This window comes from Vibrio coralliirubri, assembly GCF_024347375.1.
Classification (GTDB): Bacteria; Pseudomonadota; Gammaproteobacteria; order Enterobacterales; family Vibrionaceae; genus Vibrio; species Vibrio coralliirubri.
The window spans coordinates 2,596,658-2,618,347 of record NZ_AP025470.1; the positions used below are offsets into that span (position 1 = coordinate 2,596,658).

21 protein-coding genes, 1 other RNA gene and 1 pseudogene are annotated in these 21,690 nt (G+C 43.9%); 6 read left to right on the forward strand and 17 right to left on the reverse strand.

Features of this window, described 5'->3' with window-relative positions; genetic code table 11:
• Window positions 1–5 precede the first annotated feature (5 nt).
• Entirely contained in the window at window positions 6–404 is a 399-nt protein-coding gene (locus tag OCV20_RS25880; protein WP_046225069.1) for a hypothetical protein, read from the forward strand.
• Window positions 405–564: 160 nt separating this feature from the next.
• Here OCV20_RS25880 and OCV20_RS11795 read toward each other — a convergent pair whose 3' ends face one another.
• Entirely contained in the window at window positions 565–714 is a 150-nt protein-coding gene (locus OCV20_RS11795; protein ID WP_008220701.1) for a hypothetical protein, read from the reverse strand.
• Between the two features lie 74 nt (window positions 715–788).
• On the opposite strand from OCV20_RS11795, the gene OCV20_RS11800 reads away from it, so the two are divergent.
• Window positions 789–1,166 carry an elongation factor Ts gene (locus OCV20_RS11800; RefSeq protein WP_086774865.1) on the forward strand — a complete coding sequence of 126 codons (378 nt, stop codon included), beginning with the start codon at window positions 789–791 and terminating at the stop codon, window positions 1,164–1,166.
• A gap of 45 nt (window positions 1,167–1,211) precedes the next feature.
• Here the strand turns inward: OCV20_RS11800 and hsdR are convergent, their stop codons facing one another.
• From hsdR to OCV20_RS11815, 3 genes and pseudogenes are all read right to left on the reverse strand, one after another.
• Window positions 1,212–3,659, reverse strand: coding sequence for an EcoAI/FtnUII family type I restriction enzme subunit R (hsdR, locus tag OCV20_RS11805; protein ID WP_086774866.1), 2,448 nt, complete (start codon window positions 3,657–3,659; stop codon window positions 1,212–1,214).
• 85 nt (window positions 3,660–3,744) lie between these two features.
• Entirely contained in the window at window positions 3,745–5,127 is a 1,383-nt protein-coding gene (locus OCV20_RS11810; protein WP_086774867.1) for a DEAD/DEAH box helicase, read from the reverse strand.
• Window positions 5,121–5,655, reverse strand: a pseudogene (locus tag OCV20_RS11815) (hypothetical protein). Before OCV20_RS11815 ends, OCV20_RS11810 begins: the two are co-directional and overlap by 7 nt.
• 101 nt (window positions 5,656–5,756) lie before the next feature.
• Between OCV20_RS11815 and OCV20_RS11820 the strand changes: the two are divergent.
• A complete protein-coding gene (locus OCV20_RS11820; RefSeq protein WP_086774868.1) occupies window positions 5,757–6,065 on the forward strand; it encodes a helix-turn-helix domain-containing protein in 309 nt (102 codons plus the stop codon).
• Between the two features lie 3 nt (window positions 6,066–6,068).
• Here OCV20_RS11820 and OCV20_RS11825 read toward each other — a convergent pair whose 3' ends face one another.
• The 5 genes from OCV20_RS11825 to OCV20_RS11845 form a co-directional block, all read right to left on the reverse strand.
• Window positions 6,069–7,163, reverse strand: a complete 1,095-nt coding sequence (locus OCV20_RS11825; protein WP_202910138.1) for a TniB family NTP-binding protein — start codon at window positions 7,161–7,163, stop codon at window positions 6,069–6,071.
• Window positions 7,132–8,997 (reverse strand): Mu transposase C-terminal domain-containing protein, encoded by a 1,866-nt coding sequence (locus tag OCV20_RS11830; RefSeq protein WP_086774869.1) that lies wholly within the window; start codon window positions 8,995–8,997, stop codon window positions 7,132–7,134. Before OCV20_RS11830 ends, OCV20_RS11825 begins: the two co-directional genes overlap by 32 nt.
• A gap of 2 nt (window positions 8,998–8,999) precedes the next feature.
• Complete coding sequence (locus tag OCV20_RS11835) at window positions 9,000–9,623, reverse strand: TnsA endonuclease N-terminal domain-containing protein (RefSeq protein WP_086774870.1); 624 nt, start codon at window positions 9,621–9,623, stop codon at window positions 9,000–9,002.
• A gap of 140 nt (window positions 9,624–9,763) precedes the next feature.
• Window positions 9,764–9,860, reverse strand: an RNA gene (gene ffs / locus OCV20_RS11840) — signal recognition particle sRNA small type.
• A gap of 196 nt (window positions 9,861–10,056) precedes the next feature.
• Entirely contained in the window at window positions 10,057–10,800 is a 744-nt protein-coding gene (locus OCV20_RS11845) for a VP0952 family biofilm-associated protein (RefSeq protein WP_017071711.1), read from the reverse strand.
• A 51-nt stretch (window positions 10,801–10,851) separates the two neighbouring features.
• Here OCV20_RS11845 and OCV20_RS11850 point away from each other — a divergent pair, with 51 nt between their 5' ends.
• Window positions 10,852–11,154 carry an MGMT family protein gene (locus tag OCV20_RS11850; RefSeq protein ID WP_017098798.1) on the forward strand — a complete coding sequence of 101 codons (303 nt, stop codon included), beginning with the start codon at window positions 10,852–10,854 and terminating at the stop codon, window positions 11,152–11,154.
• Window positions 11,155–11,229: 75 nt separating this feature from the next.
• Here OCV20_RS11850 and OCV20_RS11855 read toward each other — a convergent pair whose 3' ends face one another.
• Window positions 11,230–11,670, reverse strand: a complete 441-nt coding sequence (locus OCV20_RS11855; protein WP_086774871.1) for a YbaY family lipoprotein — start codon at window positions 11,668–11,670, stop codon at window positions 11,230–11,232.
• Window positions 11,671–11,838: 168 nt separating this feature from the next.
• Here OCV20_RS11855 and tesB point away from each other — a divergent pair, with 168 nt between their 5' ends.
• On the forward strand, window positions 11,839–12,699 hold the full coding sequence (gene tesB / locus OCV20_RS11860; RefSeq protein ID WP_029224039.1) for an acyl-CoA thioesterase II: 861 nt from the start codon (window positions 11,839–11,841) through the stop codon (window positions 12,697–12,699).
• A gap of 133 nt (window positions 12,700–12,832) precedes the next feature.
• Here tesB and OCV20_RS11865 read toward each other — a convergent pair whose 3' ends face one another.
• The gene (locus tag OCV20_RS11865) at window positions 12,833–13,498 is read right to left on the reverse strand and encodes a hypothetical protein (RefSeq protein WP_086774872.1); all 666 of its coding nucleotides are present in this window, start codon (window positions 13,496–13,498) and stop codon (window positions 12,833–12,835) included.
• 90 nt (window positions 13,499–13,588) lie between these two features.
• Window positions 13,589–14,062 carry an Lrp/AsnC family transcriptional regulator gene (locus tag OCV20_RS11870; RefSeq protein ID WP_017062025.1) on the reverse strand — a complete coding sequence of 158 codons (474 nt, stop codon included), beginning with the start codon at window positions 14,060–14,062 and terminating at the stop codon, window positions 13,589–13,591.
• A gap of 129 nt (window positions 14,063–14,191) precedes the next feature.
• On the opposite strand from OCV20_RS11870, the gene OCV20_RS11875 reads away from it, so the two are divergent.
• On the forward strand, window positions 14,192–15,259 hold the full coding sequence (locus OCV20_RS11875) for a PLP-dependent cysteine synthase family protein (protein ID WP_050644637.1): 1,068 nt from the start codon (window positions 14,192–14,194) through the stop codon (window positions 15,257–15,259).
• Window positions 15,260–15,349: 90 nt separating this feature from the next.
• On the opposite strand, the gene OCV20_RS11880 is transcribed toward OCV20_RS11875, so the two are convergent.
• From OCV20_RS11880 to OCV20_RS11900, 5 genes are all read right to left on the reverse strand, one after another.
• Entirely contained in the window at window positions 15,350–15,670 is a 321-nt protein-coding gene (locus OCV20_RS11880; protein WP_004736423.1) for a DUF1244 domain-containing protein, read from the reverse strand.
• A 105-nt stretch (window positions 15,671–15,775) separates the two neighbouring features.
• A complete protein-coding gene (locus tag OCV20_RS11885) occupies window positions 15,776–16,618 on the reverse strand; it encodes an IS3 family transposase (protein WP_108721729.1) in 843 nt (280 codons plus the stop codon).
• Window positions 16,615–17,124, reverse strand: coding sequence for a helix-turn-helix domain-containing protein (locus OCV20_RS11890; protein WP_086774936.1), 510 nt, complete (start codon window positions 17,122–17,124; stop codon window positions 16,615–16,617). The genes OCV20_RS11885 and OCV20_RS11890 overlap by 4 nt, the downstream gene beginning before the upstream one ends.
• A 116-nt stretch (window positions 17,125–17,240) precedes the next feature.
• A complete protein-coding gene (gene vexH, locus OCV20_RS11895; protein WP_086776003.1) occupies window positions 17,241–20,354 on the reverse strand; it encodes a vibriobactin export RND transporter permease subunit VexH in 3,114 nt (1,037 codons plus the stop codon).
• On the reverse strand, window positions 20,354–21,430 hold the full coding sequence (locus OCV20_RS11900; RefSeq protein ID WP_086776004.1) for an efflux RND transporter periplasmic adaptor subunit: 1,077 nt from the start codon (window positions 21,428–21,430) through the stop codon (window positions 20,354–20,356). Before OCV20_RS11900 ends, vexH begins: the two co-directional genes overlap by 1 nt.
• Window positions 21,431–21,690 lie beyond the last annotated feature (260 nt).

Below are 21,690 nucleotides of genomic sequence, written 5' to 3' on the forward strand. Positions count from 1 at the left end.
AAATAATGAAAATAGAATGCCCTCGTTGCCAGAAGGACAATGAGATTGAATTTGCAGAAAACATATCGTGTTCAGAGTGTGAGAAGAGTTTTAAAGGGTTTAAGTTCAGCAAGCGAAAGCTCGTTTCTGCTAGCTCCGCTTTACTGGTTGGAGCCCTAGGGGGTTACGCTGTTGAAAGTGGGTTAGACAAAGAAAGGTATCCTCTCGAAGTGGAATACGCGATTGTCGATACTTGCGTGAATTCTAGCAAAAATATGGTGTCGGTAAGTTGGTATGAGAGTAAACGGGAAGCTTGTTTATGCGCATTAGAAAAAACAGAAAATGATGTGGCATATTCAGACTACAAATCAGATCAGGCTATATTTCTTCGCACATTCAAGCAACACGCCAACAGATGCTCATAAAAAGAGAGGCAGCATAATGCTACCCCTCCTTTAATTATTAGCGCTTAGGTGTGTTTCCGCGACCACCGCCCGATGGTTTGCCCGTCGTGCTTGGGTAATTTGGATTCGGCTTAACGCCACCTTTTGGTGTACTTGAAGCTGGTTTATTCATAATGAACTCCTATTTCCCTTGTTTTTGGTTGTGAGCAGCTGCGCGTTGAGCTCGGCCAGCAAAGTCGCCTTTAGGAACTTGCCCGCCGTTTTGTTTTGCGGCATTACCTTGAATGCGAGCAGCGGCTTCTGGTGTCATTGGTGCTTTTGATTTAGTCATGATTTTGTCCTTTTTTTCGTGATTAAGATGTCTTCGCTAAGACAAGGTAATAATAACTAGGGGGTTAGGGACAAATGGGGACAGCGACAAAACAAAAGCAAAAACAGATTCAAAAAGCTTTGGATGCCTTGGGTTGGAGCCATAGCCAGCTTGCAAGTGTGCTTTATGATGAGCTCAATGCTAACGATGACTTTAAAGAGACTGACAAAGATTATATTCGTAAGCTTGGCCAAAACATCAAAAAGCAGCTAAAGCGTGATTCGACGCCTGAAGAGCGCCTTAATAAGTATTTACAAGTACTGTTTGAACACCCTGACTACCAAGCCCTTAACTTAGGCAATATTTTACCTAGATATATTGATCACAACTGCATAAGCGGAATGTTAGCCGATCAGCTTGCACTACTCTCATCTGAACTGGATCTCTTTGATGAAGACAAAAAAGGCCGCTAAATTAGCGGCCTTAAAGGTTTTCGTATCTACACGGTGTGAATATTGTTAAGCAGATTGGTAGATAGCAGCTTCGAGTTCATTAACCGCTTCTAAATATTGCAGTTTGCCACCAAAGCCTTTCTTAATGATTTCTAACGGTCTGCCCATTTCATCGAAAGGTTTCACTTTAAGAACGTGGATGTTTTCGATTTCTTGCACTCCCTCATCAGCATACTTGTCGAGAAGGTTGTTCAGCACCTGCTGCGCGGTATCGCCATATTTAGTGAAGTAGTTGCGCTTCTTCACGTTATCGGCACGTTCTTTACGAGTTAAAGCGGGTTGGTCATAAACGACATGGCAAATCATATCGAATGGGTCCATGTCTTTACCCACTTCGTCCTCTAGCGCTTCCCATAGAATACCGGCTTCGGCTAACTCATCGATAATGGCTTGCTTCCGGTCAGATTCGTTCCAACGCTTGGTGAACTCATCTAAAGAAGAGAACTGCTTCACCATGGTTTTACGGGTGTAGTCTTTAAATGACTCGGTCACAAGCTTACCGTCTGAATCGTAATATTGGACACGTTCAGCGAGCGCTTTTACTGGAACTCCATTCACATGGAATTTGCGAACTCGATTCTCATCATCCCAATCGTCTGCACCGCCTGTACTTTCAGGGGAGCTTCCTGAACCTTCGCCATAGGCTGCCTCTGGTTCTTGAATTGAATCAGGATCAATGTCTTCGTCACCGAATGGGTTATCAGCATCGACATCATCAACGCCGTCGATGATGTCATCTAAATCTTCTTCATCTTCGAACTGCTCTGGAGTCGTGACCTTCACGCGTTCTGGTGTTCCGTCGAAGCGTTCATCAGCAAACAGTTCTGTCGCTTTTTTGAAATCCAAGATAGTGAACCAAAGCTTGCCATAGCGATCATCAATACGAGTACCACGACCAATGATTTGCTTAAACTTGGTCATCGATTGAATGCCTTGATCAAGCACTACTAGCTTGCAGGTTTTTGCATCAACTCCCGTCGTCATTAGCTCTGAAGTTGTGGCAATAACAGGGTACTTTTTCTTAGGATTGATAAAATTGTCTAGCTGATCTTTGCCAATGTCATCATCGCCCGTAATTTTCATTACGTATTTATCGTTCTTCTTTACCTGTTCTGGATTCAGGTTTACTAACGCACGGCGCATGCGATCAGCATGATCGATGTCGTTACAGAACACGATGGTTTTGGCCATTGGGTCGGTACGTTTCAGATAGTTGGTAATGGTTTGTGCGACAAGCTCTGTACGCTCATCAATAACCATAGTGCGATCAAAATCTTTTTGGTTGTAGATTCGGTCTTCTATCACTTCGCCATTTTTATCGGTTTGCCCTTTGGTTGGTCGCCAACCTTGGACATCCACATCAATGTCAACACGAACGACCTTATAAGGGGCTAAGAAGCCATCCTCAATACCTTCTTTAAGAGAGTAGGTATAAATTGGGTCGCCAAAGTACTCGATGTTAGAAACTTCATCGGTCTCTTTTGGTGTTGCCGTTAAACCAACTTGAGTCGCACTGCTAAAGTATTCAAGAATTTCACGCCAAGCGCTGTCTTCTGAAGCACTACCACGGTGGCACTCGTCAATTATGATTAAGTCAAAGAAATTAGGGTCTACTTGCTTGTAGGCTTTTTGTTCTTCTTCTGGTCCCGTAAGCGCTTGATAAAGGGCTAGATGAACCTCAAAGGCAGGGTCGACTTTGCGACCTGTGATCTTGGTCATCGCCGTGCCGAATGGCTGAAAATCGTTCGTTTTAGTTTGATCGACAAGGATATTTCGGTCAGCTAAGAACAAAATTCGCTTCTTGGCTTTGGCTTTCCAAAGTCGCCAGATAATCTGAAATGCGGTGTAGGTTTTGCCTGTACCCGTCGCCATGACCAGTAAGGCTCTGTCTTGGCCAGCAGCAACGGCCTCTACTGTCTTGTTGATAGCTTGAAGCTGGTAGTAACGCGGTGATTTACCGCTGCCATCATCATGGTAATCTTGGGTGATAATTGGCAGGTGTTCTTCTTTATACCCTTTCCAAGCACAATACTTTTCCCACAATTGCTGAGGTGTTGGGAAATCCTCTAAACGAATTTCCGTTTCAAGTTGAGTTGGGTTGGTTAAGTCTCGGAAAATAAAACCATCACCATTCGAGGCAAAAACGAATGGCACCTCTAGCAGGCCTGCGTATACCATGCCTTGTTGCATGCCTTTGCCAACTTCATGCTTATTGGCTTTCGCCTCAATCACTGCAAGCGGCATACTAGGCTTATGATAAAGAACGATATCAGCTGATTTTACTTTCTGACGAGCAGCAGCTTGGCCTCGAACAATCACTTTACCATCTCGCAGCTTCACCTCTTGGCGAATCTGAGTCATATCATCCCACCCTGCCTCTTTAATCGCAGGAAGTATGAATTTGGTAATGATGTCGGTTTCAGATAACTTAGCTTTATTAATGCTGCTGACCATTTGGATTACTCGTAGAGAGACTCAATAGCTAATCAGTATATCGTAAAGCCTATATAAATCCGAGTGCGCATTATTCACGGTGTGATTAAGTGAATGTTGCGATAACTCTTTGTTTAAAATCACCTAAACGTAACTCATCATAACCTTCGAAATCAGAGTAAAAAGCGTTTTGAACCCCGTCGGTTTTTGACCAATTTAGTTGAGTTGAGGACTTCCCTGATACCATAATCTTATCGTTCGACAAATCTGTAGGAGTAAAACTCTGAGCCTTCTCTGATTCATCAGTCTGTTCATTCGATATAATAAATAGACACGACTCTGGAATATCCTGCTCTATTCTTTCAGCAAACCCAATCAAACTTTCTTCAGCAAAGGTATACAACCACGCTTCTTGATTAGGTGAGTCACTGACTCTTAAAATTCGCCCGAGCACCTGCCTAAAATAAAGCTCCGTTTTTACCGAACTCATATGGCAGCAAACCTGCAGCCTTGGAATATCGGTTCCTTCACTTATCATCCCAACACAGACTATCCACTGAACCTTTGAGTGACGAAACGATTCAATTTCGTGTAACGGATTATCGTGATGATAAGTCACTATGCATGCTGATTGATTAAAGTGCTCAACAAGTCGCTTTTGAATGTCTTTAGCGTGCTTGATAGAAGCAGCAACCACCAAGCCTCCGGCACTTGGGGACTCTTGCCTTATCTGCGCTAGCTTTTGGCAACCACTATTTAATATGTAATTCATAGCGTCTTCATTGTGAATGACGCTTTGGTAAGAGACATCGGATTGTTTAAGACAATCAAGAATAGAGGCGAAGTGTTGATTGTCACTGCCAGCCTTAACACTCAGGTGTTCATTATCTATTAAAACGATTTTAGGGCGGCGGCATACTTTATCTTCAACGGCCTGTTGCAAACCGTATTGGTAATCGCAAACAACCTTGCCATCGGGGTCGGAATACTCAGCCATAACAATTGGTAGTCGATCAGAACGCCAAGGAGTGCCCGAAAGCGCTAGAGTATAACGAGCAAAGCCTTGGATCTTCGAGACAATTTCTAGCCCCCATGAATTTGACCGCCCCTCATCATCAAACGAACAATGGTGGATCTCATCAAATACGACCAAGACTCGATATTTACTGACGGTGTTCCAGAAGTTTTCATCTAAAAAACGGATGGATTGATAGGTGTAAGAGCCCCCAAGAGAACCCAAGCCTCCATTAAAGGAACATTCGAGCTTCCATGAAAAGGTCTTTTGCATCCCTTCTGCAACAGTCAGAGAGGGAGAGAAACACAGCACTAAGTCAATCATGCCTATTTCAAATAACCGACTCGCAACCTCGGCGGCCATAACGGTTTTACCCGCTCCAGGGGTTGCTTGACAGAAGAAGTGTGAATGCTTGTTTAAAGTGAATTTCTCGATAGCTTGATCTGCACACTCGGCTTGCCATGCTCTTAACATTGAGGAGCCTTGCTTTGGGCGACTTGCATCCAGTTGGTTAGTGCATTAATTCTGCCTAATAGCTTGGCTGAGCGTTCTCTTGCCGCATTAAATAGCGGCTGCATATCTTGCTTGTTGTTTGGAAAACGCGTTAACAACGATTGGTATTCCTCAATCTCGCCTAAAGTAATCGCCAACTCGCCTTCATGTTGCTTCTTCTCTTGCTCTAGTGCATTTAGAGAGCACTCTGGAATTTGAATCGACCTTAGCTTGCCTATTTCTAGCTGCTCTAGGCTCTATTCTGAGCGCTTTGAATTCGTTAGTTTGATGGTAGCGCTTGTCTCTACGAGCCCCAATGACAGAAAGCCAGCCTTTCTCCTCAAATGATAGAAGTTGCTTATAAACATACTTTCGAACGTCGTCCTTACTCGAGAAGGCTGAAGCACTGTTTAGCAAAGCATCCCTAGCTTCTGTGACGGAGAAATTATCCATCCCTTTTTCAATCAATAGGTTAAACATGTGAGGGTTAATTCTGGTTACTTTCTTCATGTGACTCTTACAGGCAATAAAAACTTAGGATTACTAAGTATACAAAAATCAGTAAAACTTAGACAATCTAAGTTATCTAAAGGTTGAAAAGAAATGTGTAAGTGCAAAAAGACAACCCCATCCCTGCGAGGCTCAAAGCTGCGCGTAAAAAAGCCAAGATCACCCAAAAAGATTTAGGGGTGAAAATTGGTATGGAGCAAAGTTCTGCTAGCGGTCGTATGAATCATTACGAGAAAGGCAGACATGTACCTGATATTGGTACGCTTGAGCGCATGGCTGAAGAGTTAGATGTGCCGCTGAATTACTTTTTCTGTAGGAGCGAATTGAGCGCTGAGTTAGCGTGTGCCATTGATAAGATGAGTGATGAAGAGAAGGCGGCGTTGTTGGAGAACCTAAAGAGCGAGAAGTAATATTTAAGCTTTAAGTCCATTTTTGCTCAATAACATGCTCAACGGAATTGCATCCGTAAATCGTGGAGCTAGTATCTTATCTTCTGACGTAATAGCATTTAGGTTGTAAGACGATCCAGAGTCAATTTGATGAAGACGAAGCTCCTCTACAGGACAATTAAACGGGTTATCCAAGTAGGGAAACTTAAATGAAAACGTGCGCGACAATATCTCTTTGTCTATCGTATCGACGTTCTCATTGAAACTCATAAGTAGTGCGTCTTTCAAGAAGTGCTTTAACGCTCGGCACTCCCCTCTACACATAATAAACAGAGGATATAACACTTCATTTTTTGTAAGCACTGGCGGTTCATCAAAGCCCATTCTCGTACTCAAACCAGCAACAAATTTAGCAAAGTGCTTTTTTTGCTCCAAGTCAAAACTATAAGATGCCGTTCCACTCGAATAGCTGTTAGCTTTCAACAGCTTGAAATAGTTAATCTTTCGTCTCCAACTTAATCGTGAGTCCCATTGTGGCTCTGTCGCTATTACATCAGCATATGGCATACCAACCAGCACAAACGAGACTTTTGCTTCTTCACTTATATATTTGAACGTATTAGCAATAGCTTGCCTTTCTTCTGCTGTAGAAAACTCCACAAGCTCTTGAATTTCATTGACGATAATCAGCTCAACAGATTTACGTTTAAGTTGCTTTACAACAGCCTCACCAAGAGCAATGTCATTACGTCGTCGAGTACCTCTTCCCCCTGACTTTCCATCTAAATCGACTAAAAACTGCGTAAGCGTGTTCTGTTCATTTATGCGGCTTGGCACTCTGGTGCTAAGAACAGGTTGTTTGCTCCAAGTTGAACTCGGCAGAAAGCGGGATAGATAATTGTTAATCAAAGCCGTCTTTCCACTTCCGGCCTCACCAGTTAACAAGAAAGACTCCGGTTCACCGCCAAGGGAGTGATTAAAACGAAGCTGATCGAAAATGGAGTAGATTTCAGTTATAGCTGGATACTCGATAAAGCTGGTTTCAAAAGATCTTAGCTGCTCAAACTGACTAGACGTTAAGTTCAAATTAATACCCCTCAATATCTTCAAAATCATCATCAGATAATTGCTCTGAGACATCGAACACGACCGCAACTTCTTTTTTGGCCGGAGTCGTACTGATTGAGCTTGGCCCCTCTGAGCCCACATCATTAAACTTTGCTAATTTCGAAGTGTTACCCGTTTTAGGCAAGCTACCCTTATTACTTTTGGCACTGCGGAACCTATCGGTTTCTTCCTGAATACGTTTCTTCATATACAGAAATGTATCCGCAAGCGCCTCATCATCAGCAAGCTGCTTAGTGTTAAGCCTGCGTACTTTTTGTATGCGCTCATGTTCAAAAAGGGACAGTCCTTTTGTATATCCGGTGTTGTCTACCGCTGGAACTTTTATGTACATCTTTTCCGATTCTAGATAAACATGAATAGAGCTGATATCAGAAGGGTCTGTTTTGGTCTTAACAAACAGCTTTTTGCCATTGTTGGACGCCCAATATTTACGGTATTCAATAAGTTCTGAGGACTGATAGTGGAGATTATGAAGCCTGATCCCTGCTACTCCAATGGTTCTGTGTCTAAGCAAACCTAGCTCAACTCTCAACTGCTCCTTCTCAACACCACTGTAGTAAGAGGGAGTCCATTCCGATTGATTCCACTTGTGGTATGGAATGTCACGTTCTCTTGAATCAGGTGCCATATGGTAATAGTCGACAATCCACTTATGAAGTAGCTCAAGAAACACGGAAACTCTAACCACCGCATCCTTCTTTGGGTTGTAATCTTGTAGCTGAGTAGGATTGGTGAACGTTTTTCCAGGCAGTGCGTTCACTAACCCTTTGTTCATCTGATCAAACAGCTTTTCGATCCCTGACTTTCGCCAAGGTTTAGCAGCTTGACTGTATTGGATATCAGACACTAGAGGCCGTAACGAATCTTCTAAGCTTTGGCTCCAAAACTCGGCACCATTGTCGACAACTAAACAGTCAATCTTACCGTGGCAAGGCCATTCATTATCAATAGATGGATATCTTTGCTTTACCCAACTCTTATCTAGCAGCGAGTTCAATAACGCCTTCCTCACAGAATCAAAACTAGGCTCTCTAAAGTTGATACTGCACCCAACGATACATTTACTGAAGCGATCATAAAGCATCGTCAGGTAGGGTCGCCCCAAAGGAATATCTAACTCATCATCAATCAGAATAACTGGAACTGGGGTATGGTCAATTTCGACATATTCCATTGGTTTTGTCGCAGCTACTTGTTGGCCAACTGCTCGAAACTTTCGATTTGCAAATCGTTTACCAAACCTTGCAATCGCGACTTCATAAGGAGGTAGAGCATGTATTCGATTATAAAAAGAGCGTTCGGCAATTGGCTTAATTTTCCCTTCGACAATCTCTCGATTTATTTGAATCACTCGACTCTTATAATATCGGTATGCTTCTGCGACACTTAGCCGTTCGCGAGTCAGGTATACGTTCTTAATCGCCTCATTAATCAAGGCTTGTGAATCCATTTCTCCTCGGCTGTTGCCCTTATACGTATGCTTGGGTATGAGTGCCCATGGCTCTCTACCTGCTTCAAAGTAGGATTTTTTCCAAGTTGCTAAAGTTCTCCAACTCGGGGGAGTGAGCTGTAATTCTGATTCCACGAGACTTAAGAGAGGGTTCAAGTTTTTTTCGGTCCATCCGCCTTTTAAACGCTTCTCTACGAACGCGATGATTTTGATACGACGAATAACTTCTTGCTGTACCTTCGGTGATTGAGAGTCAATAGTCGAAGAAATTTCAATAGGTTCTTGAATTAGCTCTATTGGAAGTTGCTGAGGCTCTCCTTCTGAAGCTTCAAATTCATCAAAGAACCCAAAAATGTTATTAGAGTCCGATGGCATGGTTAACACCAAACGTAAGTTTCGAGACCAAACCCAATACCGTTTAGGTCTGTTTTAACTTGCCCCGAAGAGATCCAAGGTAGAGTAGAAATAAGTGTGTCCTGCTCCGATAAACCGAAATACAAAGACACCTCTTGTAACTTCACCATTTGTTTCCGTTGAATAAACGCCAACACTAACTTTTGAAACTCAGTCACTGTCCGCAATCCTGAGTAACGGTGTAGTAGCTTGAAGTTATCTAAAGTTGGTCCCATTCTAATTTGCTTCTCAGTAACTAAAACCAAGCGTCTGTTAAACTCATTTAACGCAACTCTTTGTTTCTCTTCAAATCTATTCCTGAAATCAGGTTTGAGAATCTGACTAGAGTGTTTTACTTCGAAGAGGGTTGACTGCTCGTTGTGATCCGCTACTAAAAAGTCTGGGGTATATCGGCACTTACGATTATTGAATTGATAGTGGAAGCCAAAAGGTTGAGAGGTAAAACTTTTAACATTTGCGTTATATTCGAGGTGAAAACAGAAATCGAACTCCAAAATAGAGAGTGTGCGAACAACCGCATCATTCTTCAAGCTCATGAACTTACAGATGTTGTGTACGTGAGATGATTTCTTGGTTTGGTCGAACATAGCAAAATCACTTTTGTTGTAAACCTACAACAAAAAAATAGACTATGAAAACTTATGGTGCAAATATGAAGACTTATGATGCAGAAATGAAGAAAGCCTGCAATTTATGCGAACATATATTGCAGGCTTCAATATGGGTGGGAACCCAGCCACATCCCGGCACACAAGTCACTCGCTGCGGCTGCTCCCTTCCAGGCCTGACCGAGTTCACGAGCTATTGTTGCGGGAGGACCAGGCCCCCATAGATTCGTTTTCTAAGAGGCTTGCCTCAAAGAGTGATTGGATTATTAAGCATCACAGCAACCATTGCAAGCCCTTCCACCCTATTTTTGAACAATTGCGGTCTAAGTGCTTATCCTTTATTCAAACCACTAGAAAATCGCAGGTAAATTCACCATTTACCTGCATTTGGAAGGTTTGGATTGCTGGAGTACTAAATATCGATGTCTTCGTTATCTTCTGTGCGAATGATGTAGTCTGTCATCCACGCGGTACCTAATAGACACAACCACACCACAAAGACTGGGCTTGGTACTTCGATGCTTGGAGTGATCACCAGAGCCGCAAAACCGACCGTTGGCAGTGTCCAACACAGTAGTTTATTCCAGCGGAAGGTTTTCAAGCGCGTCAGCGTTTCCATCGATGCCATGATGCCCGTTATACACAAGGCCACCAAAGCAGCATAAGGTAAATCGGCTATCCATAATGGAAGTATTAAGCCTAATGACCACCAGCTGTGTCTACTGGCTGGCTTAAGGTGATTTGCCGCCCACCAAATTACGATGATTGATAAGGTCTGAAGTGTGGTAACCCACGGGACGCCTTCAAGCTTGCCTGCTGATTGTGTCACCATGATCCCGACCTGCAAAGTAGTCACAATCAAGCCGGAAATAATCACGACCGACAAACTACTGCGTCTTGAGAAGACCACCATCAATAGCGGGAACAGTACCCACGCACTGACAGACAGCGTGATAGGCTGCAAAGGAAGGGTTAGACCATAAGTGGTCATGGCAGCAAGCAAAGCTAATCCTGCTATGCCTCCCTGCGGTAAAATCCATAATGCAGGAATGACCATTGCAAGCACCGGGATATCTCCCTCACTTAAACTGATTGCTCTCGCGCAAACAACCGCTAATAATGTGGTGATCAAGAACTGAAACGTTGTAAATACCATAGCCCTCTCCTTCTACCGATCCGTGGTATTAATGAACTAGGAACATTTAGTATGGACCAATTTTTGAGCCAAATCTTTGCTGTGATTCACCAAATTCCATATGGGAAAGTAACAACTTATGGAGACATAGCACGTTTTTCAGGATTTCCGGGCTATGCGCGCCATGTTGGTAAAGCGCTGGGTAACCTGCCAGAAGGTAGCAAACTGCCTTGGTATCGAGTGATAAACAGCAAGGGTGAAATATCTTTAAAGGGTGATTCGTTCGACCGACAAAAGCAGCATTTGGTTAAAGAAGGGGTTGAGGTGAGTGATGCAGGAAAAGTTAAACTCAGAATATACAAATGGCAGCCCTAGAGCTGCCACTAATCGCTGATTCAACTGGCTAAGTTAAGCCAATCAAGATGCCTTAACAGTGGCATCGATTTCTGATTAACGAACACCAACCAAACGTAGGTCTGCTTGCTGTGTATTTTCTACATCAGTAATTACTGACTTAATAGTATCAGTAGTGAAACGCAGTTTACCGTCAACATGAATCGATGCGCGCATGTTGTAACGGTGGTTAGTTTTAATTTTGTCGTTGTCGTAGCTTAGCTCGAATGCGAACGGTACTTGCTTACCGTCTGTGGTGAACTCTTGAGTTGCGATAACCGTCGATGGTGCGTCAGCCAGTGAGATATCTTCTAGCGTAACGGTAACTACTGCATTCTCTGGCAATGCAATTCTTTCACGGTAGCTTACTGTTCCTGAAATCACTTGAGTGTTCTCTGCAACCACTTCTTGAGAAGCGTTCGTTTCTGATGTTGCTTGGCAACCAACAAGTAGGCCAAACGATACTAAAGACGTAATAAGAATTAGAGCCTTTTTCATATTCAATTTCTCTCAACATGTTTGCCGGACTCGGCAAATCTACTCACCAATTATAAGAGAGCTTTCATATTCTGTCTTGAAACCCTATGATTTATTGACAGATATCTGACTAAGCGAAATGATTAACACCATAATCTGACACCCATTTTACGAAGAGGAATGCTGGCGATGAGTCAACCTTTACAAGAATTACTAAGTTTACTTCAGCTAGAAAAACTGGAAGAAGGTTTATTCCGTGGGCAAAGTGAGAACCTAGGCCTACCACAGGTATACGGCGGTCAGGTATTGGGACAAGCGCTTTCTGCTGCTCGTTATACCGTTCAAGACGACCGTAGTGTTCACTCGTTCCACAGTTATTTTCTGTTTCCCGGCGACCCTGAAAAGCCAATCATTTACGATGTTGAGAACCTACGAGATGGACGCAGCTTTAGCACGCGCCGTGTGAAAGCGATTCAAAATGGCCGCCCTATTTTCTACCTCACTGCTTCTTATCATGGCGATGCGCCAGGGTTTGAGCACCAGATTTCAATGCCTGATATTCCTGGACCAGAGAACTTTGCCTCAGAAACTGAATTAGCGAGCCACATTGCGGAATTCTTGCCTGAGAAACTGCGCAAAACCTTCTGTGGCGAAAAGCCGATTGAAATGCGCCCGGTGACGGTGGTAAACCCACTGAAACCTAAGAAGACGGAAGCGAAACAGTACCTTTGGGTAAGAGCGAATGGCGCGATGCCAGACAACCAACTGATCCACCAATACCTGCTTGCCTATGCATCGGATTGGGGATTCTTGGTTACGGCGCTTCACCCTCATGAAGTCTCTATCATGACGCCAAATTTCCAAGTCGCGACGATTGACCATTCAATCTGGTTCCATCGCCCATTCAAGATGGATGAATGGCTGCTTTATGCGATTGAAAGCCCAACGGCAGCGAACACTCGCGGCCTAGTTAGAGGCGAGATCTTCAACCAGAAAGGTGAGCTGGTAGCGACAGCAGTACAAGAAGGTGTGATGCGTTTTACTAAATAGCGCTCAAATAAATAGCGGATAAACGCTTCTTACAAGCCCCAAATACACACAAACAAAAAGAGGCTAGGTTTAATACCTAACCTCTTTCTTTAATGACGCTTAAGAAAACTCGTCACGCAATAATCAATAAAACCTATTCAACTTCTAACGTTGGCTCAAACTCGCCTTGAACTCGCGTTTTAATGCCATCACCTGCGTCTCGTAGAAGGTTAAATGGCGATAACACTACGCCTTTCACCGCGCCCTCTGCGGCTCCCTGAGCGAGTTCCTTACTCTTATCAGCTAACAAATTAGCTTGCGCCAAAATACCTGGGACTTCCGCTCGTAGCATTTCAGATTCAGTGACGATGACAGGAATAGACTGTTCGCGGTAAGACTTACTTTCAGCGAGCATAGGTGGCATTACGTCTACGCGGTATCTCTTTAATTCCGTTAATGTAGGAGGAATAACATCGGTTCTTACCTGCTCGACTTCCGTTCGAACATTTTTGACTTCATCTAATATCGCAGGGATTTTGTTGTCGACCGAGGCTACGGTTTGATTCACGTCATCGATCGTCTTTCTAACTTCTTCGACAGTGTTTAACACCTGAGGAGCAAGATCGCTGACATGTTCAGCAAGCGCTAATAGCTCTTCTACTTTAAGGCCTTTGGTGAGGCCCGATATGTCTTCGATAACCTGCGGGTAAGTATCAACGATTTCACCGACTTTATTAGTCAATGAGTAGATGGTGTAACCCAAGTAAAAAATGGCGACCGCCAATACCAACTGGATAGCGGTAGATACTTTTGCAAACATGAATAATCCTTTTCTTTTATCGCAGAGGCGAGATCTAAACTGAGACGATAGTTAAACTGAAGCGATAGTTAGCGTATTACTAGGCGCAGCTTAAAGCGGCAATGCTGTCGTGTACTTCAATGGTTCCATCGCAAACGTCGAGGTCACATTAGAGATACCATCAATGCTATTCACCAAGCGCTTATAGAAATCATCAAAGCACTTCATGTCTTTAACCTGAACCTTCATCATATAATCATATTCGCCAGCCATGCGATAGAACTCCATCACTTCTGGAAATTCCGACACAGTATTCACAAAACGACCATACCACTCATGAGAATGATCACTGGTTTTCACTAATACGAACGCAGTAAAGGAAAGATCCAGTTTTTCTGGGTTCAGAAGTGCGACTCTTTTCTCAATAATGCCGTTCTCTTCGAGGCGCTTAAGCCTTTTCCAACAAGGCGTTGTGGTGAGGTTGACCGCTTCAGAAATATCGTTCAATGACAAGGTGCTGTCTTCTTGCAGTAACCCTAATATTTTTTTATCTACGGCATCTATCACACTTTCACCAAATCGCATTTAAAGAGAATAATTTTCTACAATTTAAGCAAAACAAAGCAAATATGGCAAAGTTTTTCTCTCTGATTATGGATAAATTAGAACCATACCAATTACAAAGAATTCCTACACTCGATCAGGAGAACGTTTATGTGCACTGACCATCAATGGATTAACAACGCGATTCGTAAAATTGAAGCGGACTACCAACGCTCAGCGGATACGCACCTTATCAAGCTCGATCTACCAAGTATCAAAGGCATTGATGTTTACCTTAAAGATGAAAGCACACACCCTACCGGCTCTTTAAAGCACCGTTTAGCGCGTTCTCTCTTCTTATACGCTATCTGTAACGGTTGGGTTGGCCCAGAAACAACAATCATTGAATCTTCATCGGGTAGCACTGCGGTATCTGAAGCTTACTTTGCTCGACTACTTGGTCTACCGTTTATTGCAGTAATGCCAAAATGCACAGCGAAGAAGAAGATTGAACAGATAGAATTCTACGGTGGCCAAGCGCATCTTGTTGACCGCTCAGATGAAATTTACGATGAGTCTCGTCGTTTAGCAGAAGAATTGAATGGTCACTACATGGATCAATTTACTTACGCTGAGCGCGCAACCGACTGGCGTGGTAACAACAACATCGCGAACTCGATTTTCAATCAAATGCAGATGGAAGATCACCCAGTTCCAGCTTGGGTAGTAATGAGCCCAGGTACTGGCGGTACTTCAGCGACTATTGGCCGTTTCATTCGCTACCAACAACATGAAACTAAGCTTTGTGTTGTCGACCCTGAGAACTCTGTATTCCACGAATACTTCCAAACAGGTAATGCGAATGTGAAAGGCAGTACATTCAGCAAAATTGAAGGCATTGGTCGCCCACGAGCAGAACCAAGCTTCATTCCTGGTGTGGTTGACGAAATGCGTAAAATTCCAGACGCAGCAAGTATCGCAACGACACATTGGTTATCTGACATTCTTGGCCGTAAGGTTGGCGCATCAACCGGTACTAACATGTACGGTGTGCTTCAGCTAGCCAGTGAAATGAAAGCACGTGGAGAAACAGGTTCTATCGTGACTTTACTGTGTGACAGCGGTGAGCGTTACCTAGACACTTACTTCAATGACGAGTGGGTAAATCTCAATATCGGTGACCTACAACCTTATGCTGCGAAGCTAGAAGCTTTCTCGCAAACGGGTGAGTTGGCTTAAGTTCAAAACCGATAGTTCGAAATAGAAAAGAGCCCTTGATGGGCTCTTTTTGTTTATTCATTCTATTAGTCAGCCACTAACGAGAACAAATTACTCTGGCTTCTGCTTCGCTTCAAATGCCGCGAGTTGTTCAGGCGTCGCTTTTGGTTGATGGTTTTGTTTCCACTCATCGTAAGTCATGCCGTATACACGCTCACGAGCGTCATCGATATCCAAGTCTAAGCCTTGTTGCTCTGCTTCCGCTTTGTACCATTTACTGAAACAGTTTCGGCAGAAGCCAGCCAAGATCATCAGGTCGATGTTCTGCACATCTTTATTGTTATCTAGGTGTGCTAGCAGGCGACGAAAGGTTGCTGCATCCAGCTTATCTTGTTCTTCTTGAGAAAGATCTTTGTATTTAAATTCAGCCACTTTACTTTCCTTTATTCGATTTATTGTATTAATTCGTTGAGCTCTGTTTGTTATACAAAAAAAGCCTGCAATTCTGAAGTGACCCCGTAAAGTTGGACATTTCTGTTAAGCGGCTTTCAAGGCCTGAGTTCGATATTCTATCGGAGTCAGGCCTTTTAGTTTCACTTTTATACGTTTGGTATTGTAGTACTCGATGTATTCTTTAATCTGCTCTATCAGAGCATCTGCATCTTCAAAGCTTTGGTTGTGATACATCTCGGTTTTGAGTAAAGCAAAAAAGTTTTCAGCAACAGCATTATCCAAGCAGTTACCTTTTCTCGACATGCTTTGCGTTAACCCACTCTCCGCTACCTTTTTCTGATACTGTCGATGGCGATATTGCCAACCTTGATCGCTATGTATAATTGGCTTTGAGTTGGGTTTAAGCGTTGATATAGCTTCCGTCAGCATATCTGTGACAAGCGGCAAGCAGGCATTTTTGGCCACTCTATAAGCAACCACCTCCTGAGTAAACAAGTCGACAACGGGAGATAAGTATACTTTCTGCTCTTTGACTTTGAACTCCGTGACATCAGTTACCCACTTTTCATCGGGTTGAGTCGCACTAAAATCTCTTTCAAGAACGTTGGGAGCAGCTTTTCCTGACTCTCCTCGGTATGAACGATACTTTTTAATCCTGACCGTCGATTTAAGGTTGAGCTGAGCCATAAGCCTTTGAACCGTTTTGTGATTAAGCACGAACCCCTGATTCTTTAGTTCCAAGTGAATACGGCGGTAGCCGTATCGCCCCTTATGTTCATGATAAATTGACTTTATCAACCGCAGCTCACGTTCGTAGCTATTTTGGCGCTTGCTCGTTTGAGCCTGATAATAAAAGACACTTTTTGCCAACTGTAGAGTGTGCAGTAAGTGCTTTAATGGGTACTTGCCTTTAAGAGTTAGAGCTATGACCGCTTTTTCTTTGTTCGACGGTTTTTTTTCTGCTCCAACTCTTCCAACTTTTTTAGAACGGCATTCTCGGTTCGTAAGTAGACCAACTCCTCTTTTAGCTCCTCAAGTGTCATTTCATTATCAGGCTTAGTGGTACGTTGAGGTTGCTGTTTCATTGAGGGTCTTCCTTTCTGGCGCATTTCGAGCCCCTTGATACCGAGCTCATTAAATCGTTTAAGCCAGACAGAGAGTATTCCAGGGGATGAGAGGTTTAATACAGCGCTAGTGTGCGTGAGAGACCATTCATTCGTCCACATTAAATTCAATGCTTTTCGTTTTGTTTGAGCAGTCGCGGCATGATTAGTTGGTAAAAATGAATCAGTACCATGGATGGCAAAGACTTGAGCCCAATACCGTATCTGCCTTGAAGAAATTGAATATTGTTTTGCTAAGTAGAGAGATGACGTGCCATCTAAGTATTGCTTAGCAATGATACATTTTAGCTCTCGGCTATATTTGGACATAAAAAGACCCCCAATAATTGGTGTCCAACTATTGGGGGTCAGTTCATTCGCTAGGAGCAAACGCAGGCTTTTCAATATTGTTACACTATTCCGTGTTCATTAATCGTGCGTGTTCATTAACCGTGAGAGGTTCTTCCCACGTTGTCATGGCTAAGCTCTTTATTAAGCTCCGCTTCCACGTGACCTGGAGAGCGTGTTGAGCCAGAAATCAGTCGGTACATCGCAGGGATAACGAACAGAGTAACCAATGTCGCGAAGCCCATACCGAAGAAGATAACCGTACCCACAGCCACTCGGCTTTCATAGCCTGCGCCCGTTGAAGTAATCAATGGAATTGCGCCAGCTAGCGTCGTAAATGCCGTCATCATGATTGGACGTAAGCGTCGAGCCGAAGCATCAATGATCGCCTTTTCAAACTCAATACCACGGTCACGAAGTTGGTTAGCAAACTCCACGATCAAGATACCGTTTTTGGTTACCATACCGATCAACATGATCATACCAATCTGGCTGTACACGTTGAGGCCTTGACTCATCAGTACTAAGCCTAAGAAGCCACCAAAGATACCCATAGGTACGGTGAACATCACCACCAGCGGGTTAATGAAGCTTTCAAACTGCGCGGCCAGTACCAAATACGCGACCAGCATTGCTAGAGCAAATACCACTAGGATACTTGATTGGTTCTCTTTGAAGTCTTTTGACTCGCCAGAGTAGCTCACTGAAATATCACCCGGTAACTGTTCAATCGCTTGTTCATCAAGGAAATCGAGCGCGTCACCTAGCGTGTAACCTTCCATTAGGTTCGCCTTGATGGTCACCGATTTCTGCTTGTTGTAGTGCGACAAACGAATCGATGATGCCACTTCTTCAATGTGCGTCAGCGTATCGAGTGTAACCAGCTCACCAGATTGAGTTCGCATGTAGATTTGGCTTAGGTCGTTCGCGTTGTTGAAGCTGTTTTCATCACCACGCAGATACACGTCGTACTCTTCACCACGATCAACGAAGGTCGTTTCACTGCGGCCGCCAAGCATGATTTCTAACGTATCTGAGATGTCTGAGACGCTAACACCTAGCTCTGCTGCACGCTGCTTATCTACGGTTACCAATAGCTCTGGTGTTTTCTCAGAGTAATCGATGTCCGCACCTTCCATCATTGGAGAATCTTCAGCCGCTTGCTTTAAGAGCTCTGCCCACTTCTGAAGTTCAGAGTAATCAGAACCGCCAAGTACGAATTGAACTGGCTCACTTGAACCACCTTTGAAGCCCGGCATGAACGGGAATACACGCACATCTGGAATGCCGTTCAACGATTTACGAACTTCGTTCAACGCTTCTTGTGCGGTAACGTCACGCTCATCCCAATCTTCTAGGATCATGATTACAAAGCCCGTTTGGTCGCCCGCATTACCACCAAACGCTGGTGATTGAATACTGAATGACTTCAAGAAGCCTTGACCAAGCAATGGCATTAGACGCTCTTCAACGATGTCCATGTTGGCAGACATACGGTTGTAACTGGTTGCATCGGCACCACGAACAAACGCAAAGATAACACCACGGTCTTCTTGTGGCGTCAGTTGCGACGGCACTTGTTGCATCAAGCCATAACTACCGCCCATACACGCGATAATGATGATTGGAGCCGCCCAACGCCAGTTTAGAGCACGGCGCAATACCGATCGGTATCCAGATTCAAGTTTGCCAAATACGCGCTCGACAAACAGGTTGAAACGGCTTGGTTTAACGTTCGCTTTTAGGATTTTACTGCTTAACACTGGCGTCAATGTTAATGCGACTAGCGACGAGAAGATCACCGACATAGCAAGCAATACAGAGAACTCGGTAAATAACAGACCAACCATGCCGTCCATGAACGAGATTGGTAGGAATACCATTACCAATACAAGCGTTGTTGCGATTACCGCGAAGCCTACTTCACGAGTACCTTTATAGGCAGCAAGCAACGGTGACTCACCACGTTCAATATGGTGGAAAATGTTCTCAACCACCACGATCGCATCATCTACCACCAAACCAATCGACAGGATAAGTGCCATCAGGGTAATCAGGTTGATAGAAAAACCGAAGTAGTACGCGGCAATAAACGACGAGATCAGAGATACAGGTACGGTTACCGCTGGAATAAGTGTTGCACGTGCTTGACCAATAAAGATGTAAAGCACAAGGATAACCAAGCCACCCGTGATAAAGAGCGTGCTGTAAACCTCTGAAATAGAACGGTCGATGAATACTGTTGAGTCATAATCGACAGCTAAACGAGTACCATCTGGCAAGAACTTTTGAATTGCTTCGACTTCTTTATGGACTAAGTCAGCCACCTCAAGTGGGTTCGCATCTGACTGAGGCACAATACCCATACTTACGTTAACAACGCCGTCACTCTTAAAGGTCGAGTTCTCGTTTTCTGCGCCAATGTAAACATCCGCTACGTCTTTTAAGTAGATAGGTGTGTTATCAGAGGCACGTTTAACGACTAGGTATTCGAAATCTTCCGCTTCAGTGTAAGAACGAGCAGTACGAACCGACATCACAATCGCATCGTTACGTACTTCACCACCTGGGCTTTCAATGTTCTCACTGTTCAACGCAGAAGTGATGTCCGAGGTAGTAACACCACGACCCGCCATCTGCGCAGGTTTCAGCTTCACGTACATTACTTTGTACAAGCCACCTGAGATATCCACTGAGCTGACGCCCGAGATCAAACTAAAGCGGTCAATCAACACACGTTCGGTGTAGTCGGTTAACTGCGTTCGGTCCATCTCCGTCGAACTTAAGTTGATGTAGACCGAAGCTTCACCACTACCATTGTTCTTATAAACAATTGGGTCGTCGGCTTCATCGGGCAATGAACGCTGCGCACGAGCTACGGCGTCACGAACATCACTCACACCGGTATTGAGGTCGTAACCAAGCTCAAAAGTAATCGTGATACGCGACATACCGTTACGCGTTGTGGATTCGATCTCATCGATACCACTAATACCGGATAACTGGTCTTCAAGATTGGAGGTTATTTGGCTTTCAATGATGGTGGCAGACGCACCCTCATAACGAGTACTGATCGATACCACCGGGCTTTCAATATCTGGCATCTCACGAACTGCGAGCTTATTGAAAGAGACAATACCAAACACAACCAATAGTAGGCTCAATACGACGGCCGCTACTGGTCTCTTTACAGAAACATCAGATAACAACATTAGTTAGCGCCTTCTTGTACTTTTCTATCACTTGCTGCATCAGCTGGGCGATTAACGGTAAGCTCTTGAACCAAGACGCCGTCACGCATGTTCACGATACCTTGCACCACGATCTTCTGGCCAATTTCGATGCCTTTGTCGATCACGACTTCGTTATCAATACGTGCCCCAAGGAAAACTTCTGTACGAGTTGCTTTGTTATCTTCGTCGATAACATAAACGAAACGCTTCGTACCTGAATACTCAAGCGCTTGAACGGGAATAATTGGCGCTTCCACTGGTGGGAAGTCCATATCCGCTGCCACTAGCATGCCTGGCTTTAGATAATCATTATTGTTGTCGAAGTGAATTCGAACTCGAAGGTTCAAGGTTTCAGCGTTAATACGTGAATCAATGCCAACGACAGTACCAGTGAACTGAGTGTCGCCCCATGCGCTAGTGCGAGCCGTTACTTTCATACCTTTAGACAGTTTAGAAAGGTAGCGCTCCGGGATCTGCAGATCTAATTGCATTACAGATAGGTCGTCTAGGGTCACGAGTTCAGTACCTGCTGTCACCATTTTACCGCGGCTAAAGTCGATAAAACCAACAGTGCCCGAGAATGGCGCGCTGATGTGAAGATCTTTCAGGTTGGCATTTGCAGCAGCTAAACGAGCATTGGCGATCTCTACGTTCGTTTTCTGAGCGTCAATTTCCGTTTGCGTGATCGCGTTACGTTTCACTAGGCGTTGAAATTCCGCTAGCTTACGTTGCTCGTCTTTTAGATAAGCTTGAGCCTCTGCAACCGCCGCTTTCGCTTTGTCGTCATCAAGCTGAACCAACATCTGCCCTTTAGTGACATCTTGATTGGCTTTAATGTTGATAGAATCCACTCTGCCAGCCACTTCAGAAGTGATCATTACCGATTGCTCGGCTTCTAACTTACCGACCAACGAAAGAGATTGGCTAACTTGGTGAATATCAACCTGCTCAGTAACAACAGTGACAGTGCTAGGGCCCATACGTTTAGCAAGTACGGCTGGAGACGCCATAAGAATAGACAAGCTAAGCAGGGTTAAAACAGATTTATGCTTCATAATAATGGTCTGCAAGTAAGTTTGTACCAATCACAGTGAGTAAGTGGTCAGAAATAGCTTAGGGAAAAGCTTGAGAACAAGGCAGCTCTTTTCAACAGATAGTTTCGATAAGTAGTTATTCTACAATCAAAATATCTGACGCTGTTCTCGAGCATTTTAGCAAGCTAAGATGACACGTTATTTACTACGATTGGTATTATTATCTATAAATGAAATTAACCGTATTCTATCAACTGATGAATGCTGTAACGTCAAGAAGT

Excerpts from the sequence above, each read along its gene's own strand:
- tesB (WP_029224039.1), top strand. The coding sequence starts at position 11,839 with ATGAGTCAACCTTTACAAGAATTACTAAGTTTACTTCAGCTAGAAAAA.
- OCV20_RS11890 (WP_086774936.1), bottom strand. The coding sequence starts at position 17,124 with ATGTCCAAATATAGCCGAGAGCTAAAATGTATCATTGCTAAGCAATAC.
- OCV20_RS11800 (WP_086774865.1), top strand. The coding sequence starts at position 789 with ATGGGGACAGCGACAAAACAAAAGCAAAAACAGATTCAAAAAGCTTTG.
- OCV20_RS25880 (WP_046225069.1), top strand. The coding sequence starts at position 6 with ATGAAAATAGAATGCCCTCGTTGCCAGAAGGACAATGAGATTGAATTT.
- vexH (WP_086776003.1), bottom strand. The coding sequence starts at position 20,354 with ATGTTGTTATCTGATGTTTCTGTAAAGAGACCAGTAGCGGCCGTCGTA.
- OCV20_RS11835 (WP_086774870.1), bottom strand. The coding sequence starts at position 9,623 with ATGTTCGACCAAACCAAGAAATCATCTCACGTACACAACATCTGTAAG.
- OCV20_RS11850 (WP_017098798.1), top strand. The coding sequence starts at position 10,852 with ATGGACCAATTTTTGAGCCAAATCTTTGCTGTGATTCACCAAATTCCA.
- OCV20_RS11830 (WP_086774869.1), bottom strand. The coding sequence starts at position 8,997 with ATGCCATCGGACTCTAATAACATTTTTGGGTTCTTTGATGAATTTGAA.
- OCV20_RS11810 (WP_086774867.1), bottom strand. The coding sequence starts at position 5,127 with ATGTTAAGAGCATGGCAAGCCGAGTGTGCAGATCAAGCTATCGAGAAA.
- OCV20_RS11875 (WP_050644637.1), top strand. The coding sequence starts at position 14,192 with ATGTGCACTGACCATCAATGGATTAACAACGCGATTCGTAAAATTGAA.
- OCV20_RS11825 (WP_202910138.1), bottom strand. The coding sequence starts at position 7,163 with ATGATGATTTTGAAGATATTGAGGGGTATTAATTTGAACTTAACGTCT.
- OCV20_RS11870 (WP_017062025.1), bottom strand. The coding sequence starts at position 14,062 with ATGCGATTTGGTGAAAGTGTGATAGATGCCGTAGATAAAAAAATATTA.
- OCV20_RS11795 (WP_008220701.1), bottom strand. The coding sequence starts at position 714 with ATGACTAAATCAAAAGCACCAATGACACCAGAAGCCGCTGCTCGCATT.
- OCV20_RS11845 (WP_017071711.1), bottom strand. The coding sequence starts at position 10,800 with ATGGTATTTACAACGTTTCAGTTCTTGATCACCACATTATTAGCGGTT.
- OCV20_RS11865 (WP_086774872.1), bottom strand. The coding sequence starts at position 13,498 with ATGTTTGCAAAAGTATCTACCGCTATCCAGTTGGTATTGGCGGTCGCC.
- hsdR (WP_086774866.1), bottom strand. The coding sequence starts at position 3,659 with ATGGTCAGCAGCATTAATAAAGCTAAGTTATCTGAAACCGACATCATT.
- OCV20_RS11900 (WP_086776004.1), bottom strand. The coding sequence starts at position 21,430 with ATGAAGCATAAATCTGTTTTAACCCTGCTTAGCTTGTCTATTCTTATG.
- OCV20_RS11855 (WP_086774871.1), bottom strand. The coding sequence starts at position 11,670 with ATGAAAAAGGCTCTAATTCTTATTACGTCTTTAGTATCGTTTGGCCTA.